Annotated in this window: 22 protein-coding genes; 7 read left to right on the top strand and 15 right to left on the bottom strand. The window is 71.0% G+C overall.

Annotated elements, in window-relative coordinates:
* Positions 1–17: 17 nt before the first annotated feature.
* From ACLF6P_RS13170 to ACLF6P_RS13205, 8 genes are all read right to left on the bottom strand, one after another.
* Positions 18–509, bottom strand: a complete 492-nt coding sequence (locus ACLF6P_RS13170; RefSeq protein ID WP_415950361.1) for an HD domain-containing protein — start codon at positions 507–509, stop codon at positions 18–20.
* A 125-nt stretch (positions 510–634) separates the two neighbouring features.
* Positions 635–2,206, bottom strand: coding sequence for a hypothetical protein (locus ACLF6P_RS13175; RefSeq protein ID WP_415950362.1), 1,572 nt, complete (start codon positions 2,204–2,206; stop codon positions 635–637).
* Positions 2,207–2,254: 48 nt separating this feature from the next.
* Entirely contained in the window at positions 2,255–2,650 is a 396-nt protein-coding gene (locus ACLF6P_RS13180) for a hypothetical protein (RefSeq protein ID WP_415950364.1), read from the bottom strand.
* Positions 2,651–2,668: 18 nt separating this feature from the next.
* On the bottom strand, positions 2,669–5,272 hold the full coding sequence (locus ACLF6P_RS13185) for an ADP-ribosyltransferase (RefSeq protein WP_415950366.1): 2,604 nt from the start codon (positions 5,270–5,272) through the stop codon (positions 2,669–2,671).
* On the bottom strand, positions 5,269–5,652 hold the full coding sequence (locus ACLF6P_RS13190) for a DUF6507 family protein (protein WP_415950368.1): 384 nt from the start codon (positions 5,650–5,652) through the stop codon (positions 5,269–5,271). Before ACLF6P_RS13190 ends, ACLF6P_RS13185 begins: the two co-directional genes overlap by 4 nt.
* Positions 5,653–5,680: 28 nt before the next feature.
* Positions 5,681–5,992 (bottom strand): pore-forming ESAT-6 family protein, encoded by a 312-nt coding sequence (locus tag ACLF6P_RS13195; RefSeq protein WP_415950370.1) that lies wholly within the window; start codon positions 5,990–5,992, stop codon positions 5,681–5,683.
* Positions 5,993–6,014: 22 nt separating this feature from the next.
* A complete protein-coding gene (locus tag ACLF6P_RS13200) occupies positions 6,015–6,347 on the bottom strand; it encodes a hypothetical protein (RefSeq protein WP_415950372.1) in 333 nt (110 codons plus the stop codon).
* A gap of 147 nt (positions 6,348–6,494) precedes the next feature.
* The gene (locus tag ACLF6P_RS13205; RefSeq protein WP_415950374.1) at positions 6,495–7,664 is read right to left on the bottom strand and encodes a PP2C family protein-serine/threonine phosphatase; all 1,170 of its coding nucleotides are present in this window, start codon (positions 7,662–7,664) and stop codon (positions 6,495–6,497) included.
* Positions 7,665–7,923: 259 nt separating this feature from the next.
* On the opposite strand from ACLF6P_RS13205, the gene ACLF6P_RS13210 reads away from it, so the two are divergent.
* On the top strand, positions 7,924–9,153 hold the full coding sequence (locus tag ACLF6P_RS13210) for a GNAT family N-acetyltransferase (RefSeq protein ID WP_415950376.1): 1,230 nt from the start codon (positions 7,924–7,926) through the stop codon (positions 9,151–9,153).
* A 34-nt stretch (positions 9,154–9,187) separates the two neighbouring features.
* On the opposite strand, the gene ACLF6P_RS13215 is transcribed toward ACLF6P_RS13210, so the two are convergent.
* From ACLF6P_RS13215 to ACLF6P_RS13225, 3 genes are all read right to left on the bottom strand, one after another.
* Positions 9,188–10,006 carry an Fpg/Nei family DNA glycosylase gene (locus ACLF6P_RS13215; RefSeq protein WP_415950377.1) on the bottom strand — a complete coding sequence of 273 codons (819 nt, stop codon included), beginning with the start codon at positions 10,004–10,006 and terminating at the stop codon, positions 9,188–9,190.
* Positions 10,007–10,070: 64 nt separating this feature from the next.
* Positions 10,071–10,556 carry a ribose-5-phosphate isomerase gene (locus ACLF6P_RS13220; RefSeq protein WP_415950379.1) on the bottom strand — a complete coding sequence of 162 codons (486 nt, stop codon included), beginning with the start codon at positions 10,554–10,556 and terminating at the stop codon, positions 10,071–10,073.
* A gap of 197 nt (positions 10,557–10,753) precedes the next feature.
* Positions 10,754–11,377 carry a biotin transporter BioY gene (locus ACLF6P_RS13225; protein ID WP_415950380.1) on the bottom strand — a complete coding sequence of 208 codons (624 nt, stop codon included), beginning with the start codon at positions 11,375–11,377 and terminating at the stop codon, positions 10,754–10,756.
* Positions 11,378–11,666: 289 nt separating this feature from the next.
* On the opposite strand from ACLF6P_RS13225, the gene ACLF6P_RS13230 reads away from it, so the two are divergent.
* From ACLF6P_RS13230 to ACLF6P_RS13240, 3 genes are all read left to right on the top strand, one after another.
* Positions 11,667–13,037: an amino acid permease gene (locus ACLF6P_RS13230; protein WP_415950382.1), complete on the top strand. Its 1,371-nt coding sequence runs from the start codon at positions 11,667–11,669 to the stop codon at positions 13,035–13,037.
* 268 nt (positions 13,038–13,305) lie between these two features.
* Entirely contained in the window at positions 13,306–14,667 is a 1,362-nt protein-coding gene (locus tag ACLF6P_RS13235; RefSeq protein ID WP_415950499.1) for an amino acid permease, read from the top strand.
* 154 nt (positions 14,668–14,821) lie between these two features.
* Positions 14,822–15,463 (top strand): superoxide dismutase, encoded by a 642-nt coding sequence (locus ACLF6P_RS13240; RefSeq protein ID WP_415950384.1) that lies wholly within the window; start codon positions 14,822–14,824, stop codon positions 15,461–15,463.
* A gap of 116 nt (positions 15,464–15,579) precedes the next feature.
* Here ACLF6P_RS13240 and ACLF6P_RS13245 read toward each other — a convergent pair whose 3' ends face one another.
* The gene (locus tag ACLF6P_RS13245; protein WP_415950385.1) at positions 15,580–16,251 is read right to left on the bottom strand and encodes a mycothiol-dependent nitroreductase Rv2466c family protein; all 672 of its coding nucleotides are present in this window, start codon (positions 16,249–16,251) and stop codon (positions 15,580–15,582) included.
* Between the two features lie 216 nt (positions 16,252–16,467).
* Between ACLF6P_RS13245 and pepN the strand changes: the two genes are divergently transcribed.
* The gene (gene pepN, locus ACLF6P_RS13250; protein ID WP_415950387.1) at positions 16,468–19,044 is read left to right on the top strand and encodes an aminopeptidase N; all 2,577 of its coding nucleotides are present in this window, start codon (positions 16,468–16,470) and stop codon (positions 19,042–19,044) included.
* A 95-nt stretch (positions 19,045–19,139) separates the two neighbouring features.
* Here the strand turns inward: pepN and ACLF6P_RS13255 are convergent, their stop codons facing one another.
* Entirely contained in the window at positions 19,140–20,021 is an 882-nt protein-coding gene (locus ACLF6P_RS13255) for a hypothetical protein (RefSeq protein WP_415950388.1), read from the bottom strand.
* Between the two features lie 588 nt (positions 20,022–20,609).
* Here ACLF6P_RS13255 and ACLF6P_RS13260 point away from each other — a divergent pair.
* Complete coding sequence (locus ACLF6P_RS13260) at positions 20,610–21,944, top strand: hypothetical protein (protein ID WP_415950390.1); 1,335 nt, start codon at positions 20,610–20,612, stop codon at positions 21,942–21,944.
* An 82-nt stretch (positions 21,945–22,026) separates the two neighbouring features.
* The gene (locus tag ACLF6P_RS13265) at positions 22,027–22,476 is read left to right on the top strand and encodes an NUDIX hydrolase (protein ID WP_415950391.1); all 450 of its coding nucleotides are present in this window, start codon (positions 22,027–22,029) and stop codon (positions 22,474–22,476) included.
* Positions 22,477–22,582: 106 nt separating this feature from the next.
* Here the strand turns inward: ACLF6P_RS13265 and ACLF6P_RS13270 are convergent, their stop codons facing one another.
* Positions 22,583–23,464, bottom strand: a complete 882-nt coding sequence (locus ACLF6P_RS13270) for a hypothetical protein (RefSeq protein WP_415950392.1) — start codon at positions 23,462–23,464, stop codon at positions 22,583–22,585.
* Between the two features lies 1 nt (position 23,465).
* The gene (locus ACLF6P_RS13275) at positions 23,466–24,050 is read right to left on the bottom strand and encodes an RNA polymerase sigma factor (RefSeq protein ID WP_415950500.1); all 585 of its coding nucleotides are present in this window, start codon (positions 24,048–24,050) and stop codon (positions 23,466–23,468) included.
* Positions 24,051–24,191: the final 141 nt, after the last annotated feature.

Consider the following 24,191-nt stretch of genomic DNA (forward strand, 5'->3'; position numbering starts at 1 on the left):
CGGTTCGCCCGGGCAGCTCACGCGTCCTCGGTGAGCCCGAGCAGTTCCCGCATCCGCGCGTACTTGCGCGCGAGCCGTTCCCGAGTCGGGTTGTCGAGGGCGGCCCGGCGCGCCGGATCGCAATTGTGCGCAAGATCCGCCGCCTTGACGAGCCTGGCCCCCGGGGTCGCGAGAATACGCGCCGCGTACGCCTCGGGCTCCTCGTCCTCCCGCTTGGTGAGCGCGCGGACGATCGCCTTGGCGGCGGGGGCGAGGGCGGCCTGTTCGAGCCACTGGGCACTCAGCGCCTGATCCTCGACGGCGTCGTGCAGCCACGCGGCGGCGATCTGCTCCTCGCTGCCGCCGCGGGCCCGGGTGCCCTCGGCGACGGCCCGCAGATGCTCGGCGTACGGCCGCCCGGCCTTGTCCGTCTGCCCGGCATGCGCGCCACACGCGAGCGCCTCGACTTCCTCGAGACTCAGCAGCGGCGGCTCACATGCCTCAGGCACCTCACACGCCTCGTTCGTCATGACGAGCCCCCTTGGCTTTGCCTCCGCAACATAAGGCATGGGCGAGGAGGAGGTACAGCTCGGGTGGGGCCGAGGTGGGACGGCTCACGTCGACCGAGGCCCGGAGCTGTGGTCAGGAGGTGTCGTCAGGAGCTGCCGTCGACGCTCCTGATCATGCGTTCGATGAATGCGGCGGCCTCCTGTTCCGGGATCTCCACGTGGTCGATGTCGTTGTGGTCCAGCCGGTACAGGCGCAGGTACTCCGTGGGCTCCCAGCGGAGGTTGCGGGTGAAGGCGTCGTCGTGCGTCCCGCCGTCGCGGTCGGTGCGGCGGCGGACCAGGCCGCGCGGGCTGCTGCGCGGACCGTTGTCGTCGATCTTCGCGTAGTACGTGACGTTCCCCGACCCGACGGCGTCGAGGGCGTCCAGCGTGCGCCGGCCGAGCGACAGGAACGGGGTGGCCGCGAGATGCGACCGCAGGCTCCCGTACGGGATCATCACGCCGTACAGGTCGATGAACTGCCCGACGGAGTAGCGCCCGCCGCGCTCGAACAGGGTCAGGATCGGCTCGTACGGGTCGAGCAGCTCGGGCCGCACCCGGCCCTGCCGGTCCGCCAGGCCCGCCCAGTTGACCGCAGCCCGGCAGAGGCGTCGGACGGACGGAGTTCCGATCGTGCGCGTGTATGCCTCCAGCTCCGCCCGGGTCTCGGACGGAAGTCGGAAATCCGGCGCCACATGGGGCACGACGTCGAAGAACGGCCAGTCCTTCTCGGCGCCGCAGGCCTGAGCCCACAGGGCTGCCCGGCGCATGTGCTCGCGCATCAGGAGGGCACGCGAGCGTGTGTGGGCGAACGCGCCGGCGAGGTCGTCCCAGTCGACGGCGCGCAGGCGGGCCAGGGCGGCACCTGCCGAGTCGGTGGTCACCGCGGGTCCGCTTCCTTCCGGCAGGTCTCGCGTGCGACGGGTCTGCCGCTCGGCCAGGGCCGCTCCGACCCGGTCGTCTCCGACGGAGGCAAGGTACTCGCCGAAGGTGACCGCCTCCGGGACCGAGGAGCGCTGCGCGATGGCCACCGCGTGCATGAGCGTCCGCGGGCCCGAGGACACCGCCAGGACATCCATGGCCAGCCGGACGGCGCGCGCGCCGTCCACCACGGTCAACGCTGCCGCGAGGTCGACGAGTTGGGTCGCCAGGTCGAAGGGGGACGACTCGATGGCGGCGAGTCCCCTGGTCACGGTGGTCTCGATGTCGGACGCGACGGCATTCACCGTCGCCGGGTCCATGAGGTCGGCCAGCTTCTCGTCGAAGTACTCGCGGTACGCGATCCGGACCAGGGCGCGGAACGCCTCGGTGCGCAGGCCGAGTGTGCCCTTCTCCCCGGCGAGTGCATCGCTGTCGGACACGGCGAGGGAGAGCTGCGCGAAGGTGTTGTCGACGGAGAACCTGCGGTCGATCAGGCAGTCGTACCAGGGGGCCTGCGCGGGATGCGCCGCGGCGGCGAGTACGGCCTCGAGGCCCGCGGGCTCGGCCCAGGTCGTCAGGGCGACACAGGCGAGAAAACGCTCGTGTTCGGGCGCTGTGCCGCTGTTCATCAGCTCGACCAGGCCCGGCACGCGATCACGGTGCCGGGGATCGTCGAGCCCTTCGTAGATCACGTCTTCGAGGTCGCTCGCCGGCTCACCGGCGAAATCCGTGCCGAGCAGTTCGTCGAACCGGCTCATACGCGGGCCCTTTCCGCATCAGTCATCAGGCGGCCTCCCGACCGGGCCCTACCGGCCCGCGAGTTCCCTGACGGCATCGAGGCTCGGCGCCTCGGACGGGGTGGCGGACTGCACGTGGCTGCTCGCGGAGGGGTCCGAGTCTCGGACCAGCGCGGCGAGCGCCGCCGTCGGGGCGAGGCCCTGCGCCTTGGCCTCGTGCAGCTTCGTGACCCAGATGAAGCCCAGGTTGAAGGCTTCGTCGCCGCCCGCCGTACGAACGGTCCAGCCCGCCGCGTCGTCCTCGTCATTGGCCCACACGTAACCGATGACCGCGCCCGCCGCATCGACGATCGTGAGGTACTGGACGGGCTTGTCCGTGCGCCGCGCATAGCGCGGGGGGCCGTCCGTCCTACGGAAGTGGAGGTCCTCCGTCATACGCGGCGAGACGTGTCGTTCGGTGCTCATCGGATGTGCCTCTCTCCGCTACTTCCGGGGCAGGACTTCGCCGTAGACCTGCACCTGTCCATTCTCCATGAACACGCGGGTCACCCGGTACTCGGTCCCACGGCCCAGGAGCAGCTCCCGCTCGCCCATGCCGAACTCGCTCGCCTTCTCCACCCACAGGGCCGGTGTCCCCTCAGGCACCCGCAGGTGCAGGACCGCGTCCATGTCCTTGAAGGCGTCGACCGGATGGTTGCCGAGGGAGGTCGACATGTAGGCGGGGTCACCGTAGGTGTTGCCGAGCATGTCCAGCGGCGAGTCGAGGTCGAGGTGGCCGATGCCGGTGCCGCGGACGACCATGACGTCCTCCGCAAGCGGCCGTCCGGCGAGCGCCGCATCGGTCTCGGCGATGTTGTGCCGGACGTACGGCGAGTCCAGGTCGGTGTTGCCCCGCAGGTACCCGTTCATCTCCTTGTACGTCGCCCAGCCCTTGTCGGTGGGCGGCGGTGCGTTCGTGCCGTGCTCCAGCGTGTAGTCGTGGACGGCGTCGAACTGGGAGCTCGGCAGGTTCTCCGTGTAGTGGTTCCAGTACGCCTGGCCGTATGCGACCGCTTCCGCGTCGTTGACGAACGGGGCCGTTCCCTCGCTGACTTCGGCGAGGGCGATCCGGTGCTTCTGAGCCGGGGAGAGGTTCTGCCACTCCTCGGGAGTGACGTGCGGCTTGTACGTGTACCCGTCGCCGCCCATGGCCGCATCGTCGCCGTGCCCTGCGGCTTCGTCGCCGGGCCCTGCGACTTCATCGCCGTGGGAGGCCGCGTCGTCGGCGTGGGCGGCGGCATCGTCCCCATGGGAGACCGCGTCGTCGCCGTACGAGACCGCCTCGTCGCCGTATCCCACCGCGTCGTCGCCGATGTGCGCACCGTCGTCCGCGTGGGAGAGCGGGCCGGGCGGGAGGTCGGAGCCGGGGCCGTGGGGTGGGAGGTTGTTGCCTGCGGACTGGCCGGGGAGGGTGGTGTCCGCCGTGCCGGTCGGGGCGTGGCTGTCGGCCGCGTGGGTGCTCATGGGGTCCGGGGCGTGGGCGTCCGGGGCGTGGGCGTCCGGGGCGTGCGTGGCCGCGCCCGTGTTGTCCAGGGTGGACGCGACCGGCGCCGTCCCGTCGCCCGCGTGCACGCCCGCGAGAACAGGCTGCTCCACGGGTGCCGACGCGGGTGCCTGCCCAGATGCCTGCCCAGATGCCTGCCCAGGCGCTTGTTCGGGGAGCTTCTCGGCCGGTATCGGAGTCGGGTCCACCGCTCCGTTCGGCGAGATCAGGGAGCCGTCGGGCTCCATGACGCGGCCGTCCGGCAGGGCGACGGAGTCGTGCGAGACGGTCGTCCAGCCCTCGGGCAGCTTCAGCGCCCCGCCGGGCGTCGTGACCGCGCCCTCCGGGATCGCCGCGCCCTCGGGCAGCGTGAAGGAGCCGTCCGGCATACGGACCGAGCCCTCGGGCAGCCGCACCACCGTCTCGGGCAGTGCGGGGATGTCGATGGCGCCTACGCCCTTCAGACCGGTCACCACGTCGCCGATCTTGGTGAGGCCCGTGCCCGCTCCCTTGGCGATGTAGGTCATGGGGTCGATGGCCTTGCCGGCCTTGGACAGCACGGACAGGGTCTTGGCGACCGCGCCCGCCTTGCCCGCGCCCGCGACACCTGCTCCGGCGCCTCCGGTGAACACGGTCGTGACGACGTTGAAAGTGACCGCTCCGGCGGCCCGGGCCGGGTTCTTGCCCCATTCGTCCCAGGCGACGAGCGCCTTGCCTGTCTCCTTCACGGCGGTGCGGGAGTCGCGGAGCCAGGAGGGGAGTTTGTCGTCGGGCGCCATCATGTACGCGGTGCCGACCACCGGGATCGACATCACGGCCAGGCCGGTCGCGAGCTGGGCGAGGCCCTTCCAAGCCTGTCCCATGGCGTCCAGGCCCTGGAATCCGACCAAGGTGCCGAGCCCCTTGATGGTGCCCCAGATCCCGTCGACGATCAGCCCGTCCCACACGAACGACTTGACCCAGTGCCCCACCTCGTACCAGTGGTGGGACTCGTCCTCCGGAGTGCCCCAGGGGACTTTCGCGTTCTTCAGGTCGTCGGCCGCATAGCCGTACATGTTCTCTTTGTTCGAGCCGTCGTTCGCGACGAACTGTGTACCGCCGAACAACGCGGTGATCTTGTTCGCACAGGCCCGTTCCGCCTCCCAGAAGGCGGCCACGGCGGCGGTCACATCGGCCTGCAGACCGTTGTGCTCCTCGATCTTGTCGCCGTCGTACTTCCACTCGTCGTCATCGGCGACGGAATCGACGAACGCCTGCGCATCGATCTTCAGCTGCTTCAGCTTCGCCGCGATCGGCTTCACCTCGGAGGCATAGTCCGAAAGCGCCTGGCCGACCTTCTCCAGATCGTCGCCGAACTCGTCCGCGCGCGTCTTCACCGGCTGTGTGGTCGCGAACAGTTGCTCGGCTTCCGGGGCGGTGTAATACGCCGAAAGCCCCTGGAACTGGCTGTGCACATCCGCACCGGTCTTTCGGACCGCGCCCGCGTCCTTGCCCAGGCTCGTGACCGCCGTCTCCAGCGCGGCCAGATCACCGGTGAACTGCGGAATCTGTGAAGGCTCGATCACCCTTCCTGCACCCCCGGCTTCTCAGGATCGAGATCCGGCGCCCCCAACGCCTTGCGCTGGGCCTCCGCCGCCATCGCCAAGTCCCCGTCCAGATACGCCGTCGTCGCCTCCACCGCACCCGTCAACGACTTCCCCGCACGCGCCGCCACGAATTTGATATCCGTCACCGCATGCTCCGCGAACTGCGACAACGCGAGCGCCACCAACCCACCGTTCTCGGTGCCCTCGGCGCCCTCCGCGGCGACGGTTCCCGCGGACGTGGCAGCCGACTGCAGATGCTCACCGAACGCGGTGGCCTGCTTCTCGATCCCGCCCGCCGTCTCACCGGTGATCTTCAGTACACCCTGAACACCCTGCGGCCGAATATCCCAGCCCGACATGCGCCCCTACCCCCGCAACCCCGTCAGGTCAGCCGATGCCGTCGACGGCGGCCTTCGCGCGCGACAGGGTCTGCTGCGCGGTGCCGTCGTTCTTCTCCAGCGTGGACTTGAGCAGCTGGATGATCGTGCGGACCTCGGAGGAAGCGCGGTTCCAGCGCATCTCCTTGTCGTGATACGAGTCCGAGACACCGTCGGCCTGGAAGTCGGCCATCGCCGCCTTCACCTGACGGTCCCGGTCCGCGATCACCTGCTCCAGACGCGAGATCACCGCCTGGATATTGCCCTGAGCGTCCGAGGACGCGGCCATGTCGTACGAGCGGCGGTCAGCATTCGCAGCCATCAGTCTTCCATCCCCCGTTGTCTCAGCGGCCGCCGAAGCGGGCGGCGTCGAAGTTCGCGGCAGCCATCGTCGAGCGCGCGTTGTCCGCCGACTCCTGATCACCCGTACCGAAAGCCGAGTCCATGCCGGACTGGCCGCCCAGGATCGCCGACAGCGAGCCGTTCAACGCCGCCGTGATCTCGTCCGAGTTCCGCTTGAACGCATCGAACGCTGCCTTGCCGCCACCATTGAACTTGCCTTCGAGCGGCTGCGCCGCGGCAATCAACTGCCTGATCAGCGAACCCAGATCATCACTCGACCCCTGCGACTGCGACCGCAGATTCGACAACGCCGTCGCACCCATATCGAACTTCATCGCGCCTCCCCCGGCCATCCTTGGCTGAAATGCATACGGAGGCATCTCTATCAATTGATGGCCAGGGCATGCAATCCGTGGCCTGTAAGGGCTTTGCAACACTCCACGGCAGCTCCGCGGCGGACGCCGAGCAGATCGGCGGCGCGCTCAGGACTCCCGGCAGATCAGCAGCAGCGCCCGGTCGTCGTTGACGTCCTTGGCGACCGCCTCGATCAGATGCCAGGCGGCGCCGTGGAAGCCGCCCGCGACATAGCGGTCAGCCTCCCCGGTGAGCCGGTCGATGCCCTCGGCGATATCGCGGTCGGAGGTCTCCACCAGACCGTCCGTGAAGAGCATCAGGACGTCACCGGGGCGCAGCGAGCCCTTCACCGGGTCGAACTGCGCTCCGTCGTACACCCCGAGCAGCGGCCCTTCGGCGGTCTTCTCCTCCCAGCGGCCCATGCCTGCATGCAGTTGCACGGCGGGCGGGTGGCCCGCGGAGAGCAGTTCGTAGTCGCCGGATTCGAGGTCGAGGGCGAGGTGGATGGAGGTCGCGAAGCCCTCTTCCCAGTCCTGGCGGAGCAGATAGCCGTTGGCCGCGGGCAGGAACTCGTGCGGGGGCAGCGAACCGAGCAGGCCGCCGAAGGCGCCGGACAGGAGCAGCGCCCGCGAGGCGGCGCCCATGCCCTTGCCGGAGACGTCGGTGAGGACGACCTCCAGGGTCCGGCCCCCGTTCGTACGGGCCGCGCAGACGAAGTCGCCGGAGAAGGACTGGCCGCCGGCCGGGCGCAGGGCCATCTCGCGGTGCCAGCCCACCGGCAGGGTGGGCAGTTTGCTCTGTACGCGGATCCGCTCGCGCAGGTCGAAGAGCATGGTGCCGCCGCGACGCCAGGGCACGCCGACCCGGCTGCGGAACTGGGCGATCAGGAGCCCGAAGAAGCCGCAGGCCGCGACCGCGAGCACGACGCCCGGGGTGACGGTGGCCGCGTTCTCCTGGTACGGGCCGAGTACGACGGACTCGATGATCAGCGCGGCTGCCGAGGCCGCGTAGAGGCCGAGCAGGCTCGCGGGGCGCAGCAGCAGGCCGCCCGCGACGACCGGCAGACAGAGCAGGGCCGGGGAGAACCACACGGGTATCGCGAGGGTGCCGGCCGTGATGGCGGGGACCAGCAGGAGCAGTCCCGCGAAGGCGACCCAGTCGGAGCCGTCGCCGCGGAAGTAGTCCACGCCCGATTTGCGCAGCCCGACGCGGGCCCGGTGCCAGCGCTTGCGCATCCGGGCCGGGAACGTGTCCGCCGCCGCGCGCTCCGCGCGGGCGGCGCGCTGTGCACCGGTCATCGTCCGTGGACCATATCCACCCGGGGCGGTCGTGTGCACGGGTGGTCCTCCATCTCCCCCCGCACGGGCAGGGCGGCTCGCACCCGATGTGACGCGAGTGACACGGCAGGTTGCCCCGGGAGCAGCGCCGGGCCGATGCGCGTCCGCGACACCTCCGGGATGTGTCCGCTTCGGCCCGGATCGCTCCCGGGAGCACACAGCACGACGAACCATCCGAAAATCACTCGCTTCGTACCCGGGCGCCTGATAGGCAGGGCATATGACACTTGAGATCCGCACCTTGGAGCCGGACCAGTGGGACCGCTGGTTCACCCAACTCGAGCTCGCCTTCGGCGGGGTGAGGGAATCGCCACAGGAGCGTGAATTCGATCGCTCCGTCACCGAGTTCCCGCGTTCGCTCGGGGTGTGGGACGGCGAGACGGTGGCCGGTACGGCCGGTGCGTTCTCGTTCCGTATGGCCGTCCCGGGCGGCGCCCTCGTGCCGACCGCCGGCGTCACGATGGTGAGCGTCGCGCCCACCCATCGCCGCCGCGGCATCCTCACGTCCATGATGCGCCGTCAACTGGCGGACATACGGGCGCTGGGCGAACCGCTCGCGGCGCTGACCGCGTCCGAGCCCGCGATCTACGGGCGCTTCGGGTACGGCATCGCCACCCAGCAGCTCGACGCCTCGGTCGAGAGCCACCGCGTGCGCCTGGACGTTCCGCCCGGCACCGATGACGTACGGCTGCGGCTTGTGGACCCGAAGGAGGCCCTCGGCCGTTGCGAGGAGCTGTACCAACGGCTTGTTCCGCTGCGCCCCGGCATGATCGCGCGGAGTGAGGGCTGGGCCGCCATGGCGCTGCTCGACCCGCCGGAGGACCGGGACGGCGCCTCGCCGCTGCAGTGTCTGCTCGCCGAGCGCGAGGGCGAGTTGGTGGGCTACGCCCGTTTCCGTACCAAGCCGGAGTGGGACGACAGCGGGCCGCGTGGCACGGTGACGGTGCGGCAGCTCGATGCCGTGGACGGCGCCGCGGAGGCGGCGATGGTGCGGCACTTCCTGTCGATGGACCTGATGGCGAAGGTCGCGTTTCGCAACCGCCCGGTCGACGACGCCTGGCAGCACCAGGTCTCCGACATCCGGCGCTGCGGCCTGCGGATGCGTGATTCGCTGCATCTGCGCCCGGTCGATGTCGGTGCGGCGCTCGAAGCACGTACGTATCGCACGCCTGTTGACGTGGTCTTCGACGTGTCCGACCCGTTCTGCCCCTGGAACGAGGGGCGTTGGCGGCTCACCGGGGACAGCGTCGGTGCCTCGTGCAAGCGCACGGAGGACGCGGCGGATCTCGCGCTGTCCGTACGGGAGTTGGGGGCTGCGTACCTGGGCGGCTTCACGCTTGCCGCGCTGGCGGCCGCGGGGCGGGTGCGGGAGCTGCGGCCGGGCAGTCTCGCCGCCGTGTCGCTCGCCTTCGGCAGCGACCTCGCGCCGTGGCTGCCGCACGGGTTCTGACGGCGGTGGACGGGGCCGGCGGGGCCGTGCCCCGTCAGGCGCCGGGGCTGTTCTGGCAGACCGGGCACCAGAACAGGTTGCGGGCGGCGAGATCGGCGGTGCGGATCTCGCCGCCACAGATGTGGCAGGGCTGCGTGGCCCTGCGGTAGACGTACACCTCGCCGCCGTGGTCGTCCACGCGCGGCGGGCGGCCCATCGCCTCCGGGGTGTGCTCGGGGCGGACCGTGTCGATGCGGTTCAGGCGGACGCCCTCGCGCATCAGCCCGGTCAGATCCGCCCAGATCGCGTCCCAGGCACGGCGGGTGAGGTCCTTGCCGGGGCGGTACGGGTCGATGCCGTGCCGGAAGAGGACCTCGGCGCGGTAGACATTGCCGACGCCCGCGATGACCTTCTGGTCCATGAGCAGGGCGGCGATGCTCTGCCGGGAGCGGCTGATCCGCGCCCAGGCCCTGGCCGGGTCGTCCTGCTCGCGCAGCGGGTCAGGGCCGAGGCGGTCGTGTATCGCCTGCTTCTCGCCGTCGGCGATCAGGGCGCAGGTGGTGGGGCCGCGGAGGTCCGCGTACGCCTCGGGGTGACGCAGACGCAGGCGGACCGTGTCGGTGGGCGGGGCCGCGGTGGGGCCGCCGAAGTCGAGCTTGCCGAAGAGGCCGAGGTGGATGTGGATCCAGCCGAGGGGGCCGAAGCCCAGGAAAAGGTGCTTCCCGTGGGCTTCGGCGCCGGTCAGTTCCTGGCCGTCGAGCAGGGCTGCGGCGTCGGCGAACTTTCCCTGGGGGCTGGTGACGGTGAGGGGCCTGTGCAGGAAGCGGTCCCGGTGGTCCTGCGCCAGGCGGTGGATCGTGTGGCCCTCGGGCACGTCTGGGTTCCTCCGGAGTTCTTTCTCGGAGCCTGGTGACAAACCCCGCCCCGCGCCGGAAAGGTCAGCCCTGCGGGTGGTGGGCCGGGATCGGGGGGAGTTCGCCCGTGCGCTCGTAGTCCGCGAGCATGTCGATGCGGCGGGTGTGGCGCTCCTCGCCGGAGTACGGCGTGGCGAGGAAGACCTCGACGAACTTCGTCGCCTCCTCCTGCGTGTGCATCCGGCCGCCGATGGAGACCACGTTCGCGTTGTTGTGCTCGCGGCCGAGCGCGGCCGTCTGCTCGCTCCAGGCGAGGGCGCAGCGGATGCCCTCGACCTTGTTCGCGGCGATCTGCTCGCCGTTGCCGGAGCCGCCGATCACGATGCCGAGGGAGTCCGGGTCCGCGGCCGTCTTCTCGGCGGCACGCAGGCAGAACGGCGGGTAGTCGTCCTGGGCGTCGTAGATGTGCGGACCGCAGTCCACGGGCTCGTGGCCGTGGGCCTTGAGCCACTCGACGAGGTGGTTCTTGAGTTCGAAGCCGGCATGGTCGGAGCCGAGGTACACGCGCATGGGTCCGAGTGTGGCATGCCCGCGGGGCGGTGGACGCGCCCGGGTCACGCCATCGGGCACCTGGTCACGCCTTCGGGGGCCCGGTCACGCCATCGGGCACCTGGTCACTCCATCACACCGGAGCACGCCACCCGTGCCGGATCACGCACTGGGGCGCCTGGTCACATTCCCAGGCGCCCCGTCACGTTCGCGCGCGTTCAGCCCTTGCGGCCCACGAGCTTCCACGCCGTCGGCAGCGCGCCCATCGCGAGGGCGGCCTTCAGTGCGTCGCCGATCAGGAAGGGGACGACGCCTGCGGCCAGTGCGGCCGAGAGGGACATGCCCGTCGCGGCCATCAGCCACGGCACGCCCACCGCGTAGATCACGGCGGAGCCGAGCACCATCGTCCCGGCCATGCGGGGCACCGAGCGGTCGCCGCCGCGGCGGGCAAGGGCGCCGACCATGCCGGCGGCGATCAGCATGCCGATGACGTACCCGAAGGAGGCGCCGCCCCAGCCGGAGGTGCCGCCCTGGAAGACGGGCGCGCCCGCGGCGCCGACGGCCGCGTACAGGCCGAGCGAGAGCAGGCCGCGGCGGGCACCGAGGGCCGTGCCGACGAGGAGGGCGGCGAAGGTCTGGCCGGTGACCGGGACGGGCGAGCCGGGGACCGGCACGGACAGCTGCGCGGACAGCGCGGTGAGCGCGGCGCCGCCGGCGACCAGGGCGATGTCGCGCACCCTTCCCCAAGCTCTCGACTTCGCTCGAGCAGGGGAGGCCCCAACAACCGGGAGCAGGTCGGCGAGGACCTCGCCGGGGCGTATCGCGACAGCTGCGGTGCTCATACGGAGACTCCAGGGGACGTGCAGGGGACGGGAGGGGACGTGCAGGGGACCCCGCATGACACGGGTTCAGGACACCGTGACGCTATCCCAGCGGTCAACGGGCGTTCACCGTCAACCGTCGACAAAGCGGCAGTTCGAGGGTTCGTACGGTCTGTACAAAGACGGCCGGGAAAGCGCTGGGTGCGTGACCTCCATCACTAGGGCGTACGGCCGCCGGTGACCGTTTTGCACGGATCGGCGCAGGCGGGCGACACTGTGGACTCCCGCCAATCCCCTCCGAGAGCCGACCATGCACGACACCTCGCTCACCGAAGCTCCCGAGCCCCTCGGTCACGGCCTGAAACAGCGCCATCTCACGATGCTCGGCCTCGGCGGGGTGATCGGCGCGGGGCTGTTCGTCGGCTCGGGCGCGGGGATCGCTCTCGCAGGTCCGGGGATCATCGTCTCGTATCTGCTCGCGGGTGTGCTCGCGATGCTGGTGATGCGGATGCTCGGCGAGATGTCGGCGGCGGTGCCGGCCTCGGGCTCGTTCTCGGTGCACGCGGAGAAGGCGATCGGGCGGTGGGCGGGGTTCAGTGCGGGCTGGCTGTACTGGTTCCTCCTGGTGATCGTGCTCGCCGTGGAGGCGACCGCGGCCGCGCAGATCGCGAACGGCTGGGTGCCGGGGATCCCACAGTGGGCCTGGGTGCTCGTCTTCATGTCGGTGTTCACGGCGGCGAACCTCGTCGCGGTGAAGAACTTCGGTGAGTTCGAGTTCTGGTTCGCCGCGCTGAAGGTCTTCGCGATCGTGGCCTTCCTCTTCCTGGGCACGCTCGCGGTCTTCGGGATCCTGCCGGACACGGACCCGGTCGGCCTCACCAACCTCACCGGCCGGGACGGCTTCCTGCCGAACGGCTGGGAGGGTGTGATCTCCGGTGCGCTCGCGGTGATCTTCGCCTTCGGCGGTCTGGAGGTCGTCACCATCGCGGCCGCCGAGTCCGACGACCCGGCCCGCTCGGTCTCGCGTGCGGTGCGCAGCGCGGTGTGGCGGATCCTCTTCTTCTACGTGGGTTCGATGCTGGTCATCGTCACGGTGCTGCCGTGGACCGAGCAGAGCGGCAAGGTCAGCCCGTATGTGTTGGTGCTCGACTCGATCGGGATCCCCTCGGCCGGCACGATCATGAACATCGTGGTCTTCGTGGCGCTGCTCTCGGCGCTCAACGCCAACGCGTACGGCTCCTCGCGGATGCTCTTCTCGCTCGCCGAACGCGGCGACGCCCCGCGCCGCCTGCTGGAGGTGGGCGCGAGCGGGGTGCCGCGGGCGGCGGTGCTCGCCTCGGTGGCCTTCGGTTTCGCCTCCGTGCTGCTGAACCTGAAGTGGCCGGATTCGGTCTTCCAGTACATGCTCAACGCGGTCGGCTCGGTGCTGATCTTCGTCTGGGCGCTGATCGCGGTCGCCCAGCTGCGGCTGCGCCGCCGTATCGAGCGCGAGGCGCCCGGGAAGCTGGTGCTCAGGATGTGGGCGTTCCCGTATCTGACCTGGGTGGCGCTCGCGGGCATGGCGGCGGTCGTGGGCCTGATGCTCACCGATGACGCGGCCCGCCCGCAGCTGCTGTGGTCGGGCGGCGCGACGCTCGTGGTCATCGCCGTCGCACTCGTACGGGAAGCAAATCGGAAGTAGTCATTCCAGTACGGGGAGTGAGTGAGGCGTCCGGTATCCGGGCAGGCCGTTCACGTCAGCGGAGCGACCGCACAGACTGAGCCGTTGCTTATGTACATCTGACACCACGCACGTAACGGATCCCCCTGCGATGACCCCGCCCCCCGCACCCGCGTCCGTGAAGGACGCCCCGGCGACCGGTGCAGCGGACGCCGAAGCGCCCGCACCCGCCCCCACCGACTCCGACGCCGCCACCCTCGGCAAGGGCCTCAAGCAGCGCCATCTGTCGATGATCGCGCTCGGCGGCGTGATCGGCGCCGGGTTGTTCGTCGGCTCGGCCTCGGCGATCGCCGCCGCGGGCCCGTCGATCATCATCGCCTATGCGATCTCCGGCGCCCTCGTCATGCTCGTGATGCGGATGCTCGGCGAGATGGCCGCCGCGAACCCGGCCTCCGGCTCCTTCTCGGTGCACGCCGAGAAGGCGATCGGACCGTGGGCGGGCTTCACGGCCGGCTGGTCGTTCTGGTTCCTGCTCTGTGTGGCCGTGGGCCTGGAGGGCATCGGTGCCGCGCAGATCGCCCACGGCTGGCTCCCGGGCGTCCCCGAGTGGGCGTTCGTCGCGCTGTTCATGCTGCTCTTCTGCGTGACGAACCTCGTCTCCGTACGGAACTTCGGCGAGTTCGAGTTCTGGTTCGCCACCCTCAAGGTCCTCGCGATCGCGGCCTTCCTCGTCATCGGCGTCCTCGCGATCCTGGGCATGCTGCCCGGCTCCGACACCGAGGCGCCCGGCCTGAGCCATCTCACCGGCGACGGCGGCTTCTTCCCGACCGGCACCGAGGGGCTGATCGTCGGCCTGCTCGCCTCCGTCTTCGCATACGGCGGTCTGGAGACCGTCACGATCGCGGCCGCCGAGTCGGAGCACCCGGTCAAGGGCGTCGCGAAGGCCGTGCGCACCGCGATGTGGCGGATCGCGCTCTTCTACGTGGGCTCGATGGCCGTCATCGTCACGCTGGTCCCGTGGAACGACCCGGCGCTCGCCGACGGCAAGGGTTCCTACGTCGTCACCCTGGAGTACCTCGGCCTGCCCGCGGCCGGCCAGATCATGAACGTGGTCGTCCTCATCGCGCTCCTGTCCGCGATGAACGCCAACATCTACGGCGCCTCGCGCATGGCCGGTTCGCTGGTCTCGCGCCGGCTCGGCCCGCAGGCGCTCGGCCGGATCTCGGGCGGGGTGCCGCGGATCGCGGTCATCACGTCCAGCGTCTTCGGGTTCTTCTGCGTGCTGCTCAGCTACTGGTACCCGAAGACGATCTTCTCCTGGCTGCTCAACATGATCGGCGCGATCATCCTGGTCGTCTGGTTCTTCATCGCCGCCGCGCAGCTGCGGATGCGGCGCAGGCTGCAGCGCGAGGCGCCGGAGAAGCTGGTCGTGAAGATGTGGCTGTTCCCGTGGCTGACCTGGGTGGCGCTTGCCGGTATGGCCACGGTCTTCGTCCTGATGGCCCGCGAGGAGGGCACCCGCGTCCAGCTCTACTACACGGGTGGCCTGACGGTGTTCCTGGCCGTGGTCGGCTATGCGCTGCAGCAGTCGAACCGCCTGAAGGACCTGGAGGCCAGGGTCGAGCGGCTGGCGACGCGGCTCGAACCCTGAGGCGCGCTCCGCGCGAACCTGCCCGAAAGCCCCGCCCGGACCGTTCCGGGCGGGGCTTTCGCGTATCCGTGATCACGCACGGAGTTGTTGGTGCTAGCCTGCACTTGCAAGCTATTTGCAATAAGCTGCAGTCAGCAGGAGGGGCTCGACCACCATGGCCGTCTACACACTCCCGGAACTCCCCTACGACTACTCCGCACTCGCTCCCGTGATCAGCCCGGAGATCATCGAGCTGCACCACGACAAGCACCACGCGGCGTATGTGAAGGGAGCGAACGACACCCTGGAGCAGCTCGCCGAGGCGCGGGACAAGGAGGCCTGGGGCGCGATCAACGGCCTGGAGAAGAACCTCGCGTTCCATCTCTCCGGGCACATCCTGCACTCGGTCTACTGGCAGAACATGAGCGGCGAAGGCGGCGGCGAGCCGCTCGCGGCCGATGGTGTGGGCGAGCTCGCGGACGCCATCGCCGAGTCCTTCGGCTCCTTCGCCGGCTTCAAGGCCCAGCTCACCAAGGCCGCGGCCACCACCCAGGGTTCAGGCTGGGGCGTGCTCGCCCACGAGCCCGTCAGCGGCCGGCTCATCGTCGAGCAGATCTACGACCACCAGGGCAATGTCGGCCAGGGATCGACCCCGATCCTGGTCTTCGACGCCTGGGAGCACGCCTTCTACCTGCAGTACAGGAACCAGAAGGTCGACTTCATCGAGGCCATGTGGGCGGTCGTCAACTGGCAGGACGTGGCCCGTCGCTACGCGGCGGCCAAGGAGCGCTCGTACAACCTGCTGCTCGCGCCCTGAGCGCACCGCAGCCCTTGAGCACCTGCCCTCGTGATCGTCTTCTCACCGCATCACCGGGCAGGCGGCAGAAGGAAGCCCCCGCGAGGACGTGACTCGCGGGGGCATTCCGTATGCGCTCAGCCGAGGTTCGAGAAGTCCGGCTCCTCGGTGCGGGTGCGCTTGATCTCGTAGAAGCCGGGCGTCGAGGCGACCAGGAGGGTGCCGTCCCACAGGCGGGCCGCGGCCTCGCCCTGCGGGGCCGGGGTGACGACCGGGCCGAAGAAGGCGACCTGCTCGCCGTCCGCGCCGGGCACCGCGATGACCGGGGTGCCGACGTCCTGGCCCACCTTGTCGATGCCTTCCTGGTGGGAGGCGCGCAGCTGCTTGTCGTAGGTGTCCTTGTCCGCGTATTCGAGCAGCGAGGCCGGCAGGCCGACCTCGTCGAGGGCGGCCGCGACGGCCTCCATCGACAGCCCCTCGCCCCGGTTGTGGAAGCGGGTACCGATCGCGGTGTACAGCGGGCCGAGCACGTCCTCGCCGTGCAGTTCCCCGGCCGCGGTGACCACCCGCACCGGGCCCCAGCCGTCGTCCATCAGGTCCCGGTACTTCTGGGGCAGGTCATCGGCGTCCTCGTTGAGGACGGACAGGCTCATCACATGCCAGCGCACCTTGACCGGCCGTACCTTCTCGACCTCCAGCATCCAGCGCGAGGTCATCCAGGCCCAGGGGCACAGGGGGTCGAACCAGAAGTCCGCGATGACCGCTTCACCCTCGGTCCGTCCCGTTTTCCGCGCAGCCTGCTCGCTCATGACGGTTCCATTCTCCATCGCTTCGGCATGACACATCTGCCCGGGCGAACACCGCAGCGCAAGGGCACATTCCCCGGATGTCCGGCCCAAGGCCGCGGGGGTGTCCGGCGGATCGGGCCGGACACCCCCATGGGAGGATCCTATGGATTGCGACACCACCGACTGCGACCCACAAGCGTCCGGTCACCCAGCCATGCGCGATACGAGGGAGTACCCGTGCCCGGAGAGAACCTGTCCCGCGACGAGGCCCAGGAGCGGGCCGCGCTGCTGTCCGTCGACGGCTACGAGGTCTCACTCGACCTCAGGTCCGCGACCGGCGAGACGGCGGACGAGCCGCGCACGTTCCGTTCGGTCACCACCATCCGCTTCCGCTGCGCCGAGCCGGGCGCCGCCACCTTCGCCGACCTGATCGCACCGAGCGTCACCGCGGTCTCGCTGAACGGCGTGGACCTCGATCCCGCCGAGGTCTTCGACGGCTCGCGGGTGACCCTGGAGGACCTGCGCGCCGAGAACGAGCTGGTCGTGGACGCCCAGTGCGCCTACAGCCGCACCGGCGAGGGCATGCACCGCTTCGTCGACCCGGAGGACGGCGAGGTCTACCTCTACACCCAGTACGAGCCGGCCGACTCGCGCCGCGTGATGACCTGCTTCGAGCAGCCCGACCTGAAGGCGCCCTTCCGGATGGAGGTGCGCGCTCCCGAGGGCTGGACGGCCTGGTCGAACGGGGTCGGCGAGCTGACCGACGGCGTCTGGCGGTTCGCGGAGACGAAGCCGATCTCCTCGTACATCACGGCCTTCGTGGCGGGCCCGTACCACTACGTGACCGACACCTACACGCGGAAGTTCACGGACGGCACCAGCCTGGAGATCCCGCTGGGCGCGATGTGCCGCAAGGGGCTCGCCAAGCACTTCGACGCGGACGACGTCTTCCTGGTCACCAAGCAGGGCCTCGACTTCTTCCACGACCACTTCGACTACCCGTACCCGTTCGGGAAGTACGACCAGGCCTTCGTGCCGGAGTACAACCTGGGCGCCATGGAGAACCCGGGACTCGTCACCTTCCGCGAGGAGTTCATCTTCCGCGGCAAGGTCACCTCGGCCTCCTACGAGCGCCGGGCGAACGTCATCCTGCACGAGATGGCGCACATGTGGTTCGGCGACCTCGTCACCATGGAGTGGTGGGACGACCTGTGGCTGAAGGAGTCCTTCGCGGACTTCATGGGCTCCTTCTCGATGGTGGAGTGCACCCGCTTCACCAACGGCTGGATCACCTTCGCCAACAACCGCAAGGCCTGGGCCTACCGCGCGGACCAGCTGCCCTCCACGCACCCGATCACGGCCGACATCCGTGACCTGGAGGACGCGAAGCTCAACTTCGACGGCATCACCTACGCGAAGGGCGCCTCGGTGCTCAAGCAGCTGGTGGCGTACGCGGGGCAGGAGGCGTTCCTGGAGGGCGCGCGCCGCTACTTCAAGCGGCACGCCTACGGGAACACGCAGCTCGGCGATCTGCTGTCCGTCCTGGAGGAGACCTCCGGCCGCGACATGGCCGCCTGGTCGCGCTCCTGGCTGCAGACCGCGGGCGTCAACTCGCTCACACCGGCGGTGATCTACGACGCGGCGGGCCGCGTGACGGAGCTGGCCGTGCTCCAGGAGGCCGCGGAATCACATCCGACGCTGCGTCCGCACCGGATCGCGGTCGGCCTTTACCGCCGTACGCCCGAGGGCACGGTCGAGCGGTACGCGCGGGCCGAGGCCGACGTGGACGGGCCGCGGACCGTCGTCGCCGAGCTGGCGGGCGCCGAGAAGCCGGACCTGATCCTGGTCAACGACGACGACCTCACGTACTGCAAGATCCGCTTCGACGAGGGCTCCCTGGAGACGCTCCGATCCCACCTCGGCGACATCACCGACCCGCTCGCCCGCGCCCTGTGCTGGTCGGCGCTGTGGAACCTGACGCGGGACGCGCTGATGCCGGCCCGGGACTTCATCTCCCTCGTCCTGGACTTCGCGGGCCGCGAATCCGACATCGGCGTGCTGCAGATGCTGCACGCGTGGGCGCGTTCGGCGCAGGTCAACTACGCGGCCCCCGACTGGCGTCCGCAGGGCGGGCGGCTGCTCGCCGAGGGCGCGCTGCGCGAGCTGCGGCTCGCGGAGCCGGGCAGCCAGCACCAGCTGACCTGGGCGCGGTTCTTCGCCGCGGTGGCGTCCGCGGAAGCCGACCACCAGCTCCTGGAGGGACTGCTCGACGGCTCCGCGCAGATCGACGGGCTCGACGTGGACCAGGAGCTGCGCTGGGCGTTCCTGGAGCCGCTGGCCTCCGCGGGACGCGCCGACGAGGCGCGGCTCGACGCGGAACTCGCCCGCGACGACACCGCCTCCGGCAAGCGGCACCAGGTCCGCTGCCTGGCCGCACGGCCCTCGGCGGCGGTCAAGGCGCAGGCCTGGGCGGAGGTCGTCGAATCGGACGCGCTGTCCAACGCGCTGGCGGAGGCCACGATCGCGGGCTTCACCCAGTCCTCGCAGCGTGAGCTGATCGCGCCGTACGCGCCGAAGTACTTCGAGGCGATCGAGAAGGTCTGGGCGCAGCGCTCCATCCAGATCGGCATGGATGTCGTGCGGGGCCTGTTCCCGGCGCTCCAGGACTCCCCGCAGACCCTGGCCGCCACGGACGCCTGGCTGTCCGCACACGAGGACGCGGCCCCGGCACTGCGCCGACTCGTGATCGAGGCGCGGGACGACCTGGCCCGGGTGCTGCGCGGGCAGGCGTGCGACGCGGGGGCCGAGGGCTGAGGCACGCGCCGCGGGGCCGCCGGTGGGGCGGCCCCGCGGCGGGGCCGGGTGGCTGGTCGTGGCGGGCCGTACGGGTCAGTCTGTTCGGTTCGGGGCTATTCCTTCGGAGTCGGAGCAGGGCGGCGCCTGCCCGCGGCGCCCGGGTACAGGGCGGCCGTCCGGGCCACGGCCCTCGCGCCGGGGACTCCGCGGCGGGCCGCGTACGCGGCCGCACGCCCGGCGAGCATCGCGAGGCCGAGCACCTGCAGGGCGCGGGTCAGGCCCGCCCACCACCACAGCGCGAGGAACGACGCGGAGGGCGCGGCGACGGCCGTGGACGCCCGGAGCCGGGCCACCTGCAACGGGCCGCCCCTCGGCAGCCGTTCAAGCACGGGCAGCTTCTCCTGCACAGACACAGGCACAGACACAGGCACAGACACAGGCACCGGCAGTCGCCCCGGCACCCTCGTCCCCGGAGCCCACCGCTTCGACGCCCGCGGTCGGGGCTGCGCGTGCCCTTCGTACGCGTCCTCTTGGTGCACGGCCCCTTCGTACGTGGCCCGTTCCCGCACGTCCCCCTCATGCGCGCCCCGGCGGTACTGCCCCGGATACCGCACGCGTACCACCGTGCGCAGCCCGCCGCCGATCAGGCCCAGCTCGAAGAGGAAGACGCCGGCCACGCCCACCACGTTGCCGAGCTTCCCGGCCGGGGTGTCGAGGACCGATCCGTACAACTGCCCTTTCCACGGCCCGTACGAGACGACCCGCCCCCACTCCTTCTCGTGCGGGAGGCCGGATCGCGCCGGATCGCACGCGAAGGCGCCGCTGCGCCGCTGCTTCGACCACGGGTCGGTCCAGCTGACCCAGCAGCCGCCGTCGCCGTTCACCTCGACGACCGTCAACCGCACCATCGGGTCCTTCTCGTAGGCCGCCTCCCCCATCAGGCCGAGCCCCACGAACACCACCGCCGTGAGCAGCATCCAGCGGAACAGCCCCACCCTGCGCGGGCGTTCGGGCCCCCTATGCCCTTCGGGACCCCCTTGCCCTTCGGGACCCCCTTGCCGTTCGGGACCCCTTCGCCCTGAGGCGTGTTGCGAAACGCGCCCTAACGCGCGCGAACAGACCGCGCGCCGCCGCCAGGCATGCCAGCCGCAGCTCACCCCCGCCGCTCCGGCCACCAGCGTCAGCATGGCCGCCCACAGCAGCAGCGGCTCCCCCGCCCCGGCGCCGACGGTGACCCACAGCAGCCACCCGCCGAGCCCGGCCGGCACGATCCCGCCCCAGAACAGCCGCATGGCACTCACCCCCGTCAGGACGCTTCCGCGGCTCGGTACGCGTCCACGGCCGAAGCTAGAGGGCCCGCGCCGGCCGCGTGATGTGCCGGCCCGGCAGCGAACCGGGCCGCCCAAGTGCCGCAGGCGTGCAACACAGCCGTGACAGAGCCGTCCGGCCGTACCCGTAACCCTCATCCGGACCAGCCCTTCTCGGCAGTCGAACGCCCGTCCTTTAGTGCAGAATTGTCCGGTTCATGCGACAGGGTGGTAACAGCGGCTATCGGGCCGTCACACAGCGGGAAACCCCAGGCCATGAACCACAACACCCCACTCTCCCCCCGCCCTCTGCACCACCTCGCCGATGTCTCGCGCCGCGTGCTCTGTGCCGCGCAGCTGCGCGGCCACGGGGTGTCCGCCGCCGAGACCAACGCACAGTGCCGCCCCGGCGGTCCGTGGCAGCAGTTGCTGCCGGGTGTGTTCCTGCTGCACCCCGGGCCGCCGACGAGCGAGGAGCGGCTGCACGCCGTACTTCTCTACGCCGGGCGGACCCCCGGCAGTCCGGCACCCGGCATCACCGCGGGCGGCACCGGCACGGCGCCCGGCCTGAGCTCCACCTCCGCCGCCCGCGCCATCCCCGCCATCCCCGCCATCCCCGCCGTCCCCGCCATCCCGGAGCAGCAGACCGACTCGCCGCCGCCCGCGGCCCCCGCGCCGGTCGAGCGTTCGGCCGAGGAACGGCGGTCCATGGCCGCCCACCCGTCCTCGCGCGGGAGGCGGAGGGGCCGGCCGCCGGCCGGACAGGAGTCGCCCGGCTGCTCCGGCTACGTGGACGTCATGGTGACCGGCCTCGCCGCGCTCACCCTGCACGGCTTCTCCGCCGCGCCCCCGCTGCCCTCGCTCGACCGCATCGACGTGCTGGTGCCGCGCACCAGGCGGCTGCGCTCCGTGCACTTCGCCCGGCTCGTGCGCACGCATGCGATGCCGGTGCCGCAGGAGGTGACGGGACTGCCCGTCGCCCCGGTGCCGCGCGCACTCGCCGACGCCGTCGCCCAGCTCGGCGACGCGGGTGCGGTACGGCGGCTCCTGATGGAAGCGGTACGCGGCGGGCACTGCGAACCCTCCGCCGTCGTACGCGAGTTGAACCACGCGCGGCTGCTCACCCGGCCGCATGTCATGGACGCCGTCGACTCGCTGCTCGCGGAGGGGCGGGCGATCGCCGAGGACCGGCTGTACCGGCTGGTCGCCGAGTACGGGCTTCCGGACCCGCTGTGGAACGTGGACCTGCGACTGCCGGGCGGCGCGCACCTGGGCGGGGTGGACGCGTACTGGCCCGACCAGGCCGTGGCGGTCGAACTCGACACCCGGGCCCCGCGCCGGCAGGACGACGCAGTGGGGTCTCCCCTGCTCAGTGGGGTCTCCCCTGCTCGAGCAAAGCCGAGAGCTTGGGGACGAAGCCGAGAGCTTGAGGAATGGTCCGCGTACGCGCGCAAGCGCGAGCACCTGGAGCGGCTCGGGATCACGGTCGTGCACATCACGCCGCGCAAACTGCGCGACGGCCTGGAACAGCAGGCCACCGTCGTACGCACCGCCCTGATGGCCGCCACGGACCGTGAGCCCGCTGCGTATGTCGTGGTGCTGCCGAGATGAGCGGATGCCGGGGCGGATCTCATGGCAACCGTTTGCCGAACACAGGACCGCATCAAGGTGACCTGCCCGTAACCTGTGCAGGGTGCACAAGGAGCTGAGAGTGGCGGCCTACGCCGTCTGCGTACGCGACGGAAGGCTGCTGCTCGCCCGCTGGGTGGCCGGGGACGGCAGCAAGCGGTGGACGCTGCCGGGCGGCGGCATGGAGCACGGCGAGGATCCGTACGACACGGTGATCCGCGAGGCGGAGGAGGAGACGGGGTACGCGGTGCGGCCCGCGAACCTGCTCGGGGTGGACTCGATCCGCCGCCGCTATCCGCGCAAGCTCGGCACCTTCGCCGACTTCCACGGGCTGCGGCTCGTCTACGAGGGGGAGATCACCGGCGGCAGCCTGCGCAACGAGACGGACGGCTCGACCGACATGGCCGCCTGGCACCCGCTGGACGCGGTGCCCCGGCTGCCGCGGGTCGGCCTGGTGGACGTCGGCATCGACCTGTGGCGCGAGCGTCCCGCGGCGGGGCGCGTCGAGTCCTGAGCCACAGGAGCGACCGGCTCCCGCGACACCGGGGCGACCGACTCCTGCGACACAGGGGCAGCCGACTCCTGCGACCCGGAGTACTCAGCGGCTCCGACCGGAGTGCTCAGCGGCTCCAAGGGGTGGGGCAGGTGAGCGTGCGGGCGTGGGCGAGGGCGGCGAGGAGGTAGGGGACGTCGGCTCGTACGGCCGCCTCGCCCTGCTTCACGTCGTAGCCGTCCTCCGAGTGGGCGTAGACCGTGACCAGGACCGGTTCGCCGCGCTCGATGCCCTCCGCGAGGGCGGCGGGCAGCGTGATCGTCGTCGAGGGTGCGGTCGTCGTGGAGCGCTCGGGTCGGTACCAGCGGTCGATGTCGACGGTGACGTCCCTCCTGCCGTCGGGGCGCGCGGCCACGTCGACCGCCGTGCCTTCGACGAGGATCCGCGCGCAGGCGATCTGCCGGGCGCGGGACGGCGGACGCCGCTTCGCGTCCTCGCCCGAAGGCGCCTCGGCGTCTTCGTCCGTCGGGGGTGCCCCCTTGTCCTTGGTGCCGCCCTGGTCCCCCACCGCGGGAACGGACTCGGCGCGGCTCGCATCGCCGCCCCCGAGCCCGTCCTGCATCCCCAGCCACAGCACCCCGCCGACCAGGGCGGCCGCGCCCGTTGCGGCGACCGCCCGCAAGGCGAGGGTGAACATCCGCCGGCGCCGTACGCGCACGGGCACGACCGTCACGGTGGGCCGGGCGGGCGGCTGCGCGGGGACCGGTGGTGCGGCAGGCTCGCCCTCCGGTGCCTCGCCACGCCCCTCGCCCCGCGCCTCGCCCAGCTCCTCGCCGAGGTCGCGCAGTGCGAGCCGCAGCAGGTCGAGGTCGGCCGCTGCCTCGCGGTACCCGGCCGAGCGGGCCGCCTCCTCGGGGACGTCCTCGCCGGTGATCGCCGCCATCAGCAGGCGATCACCGTCGTACGCCCCGCTCCCGTACTCCTTGCCCCCGTACTCTCCCCCGGCCACGTCACACCACCTCGTCCTCGTGCAGTCGTGCGCGCAGCGCCCGCACCGCCCCGTGCAGCCTGCTCTTGACCGTGCCCTCGGGGACACCGAGGCGCTCCGCGATGGCGCGGACCGACAGATCCGAGTAGAAGCGCAGGACGACGACCTGCCGCTGGGTGTCGGTCAGCTCGTCGAGCCCCTTCGCGACGGTCATCGAGAGCACCTTGGCCTCCTCCACGGCATGGCTCTCCGTACGGAGCGAGGCGAGGCGCTCGCCCAGGCGTTCCTGGCGGCGGCGGGCCCGGTGGTAGTCCATGGCCCAGTTCGAGGCGACGACGGCGGCCCACGCCGATACGTCCCTCGGCGCCTCGCGTCCGCCGGCGGCCCGTTCGAGCAGCTTGAGCCGTACCTGCTGCACCCCGTCCGGCAGCTCGGAAGCGGGCACGCCGCCGAGCGCGAGGACCGCGCGGACCCGGCTGACCTGCGCCGGATCCAGGGGATCGCGCGCCAGGTCCTGGGGATCGCGCGCCAGGTCCTGGGGGTTGCGCGGATCCTGTGCCTCGCCCGGATCCGCTTTCCGCCCGCGCCGAAGCGTCCCTCTGCGCAGCAATGCCCACCCCTTCCTCACCCGTGCCGAACCTTACGACGCGGGGGCGGGGTGAAACGTTCGGCCTCCCCGGAAAATCTCCGGCAGCGGCGTCGGGCGGCTTGTTCGTTTGCGTGCATAAAGATCGAACTACGCGTCGAC

This window comes from Streptomyces lothianensis (genome assembly GCF_047779955.1).
GTDB lineage: Bacteria > Actinomycetota > Actinomycetes > Streptomycetales > Streptomycetaceae > Streptomyces.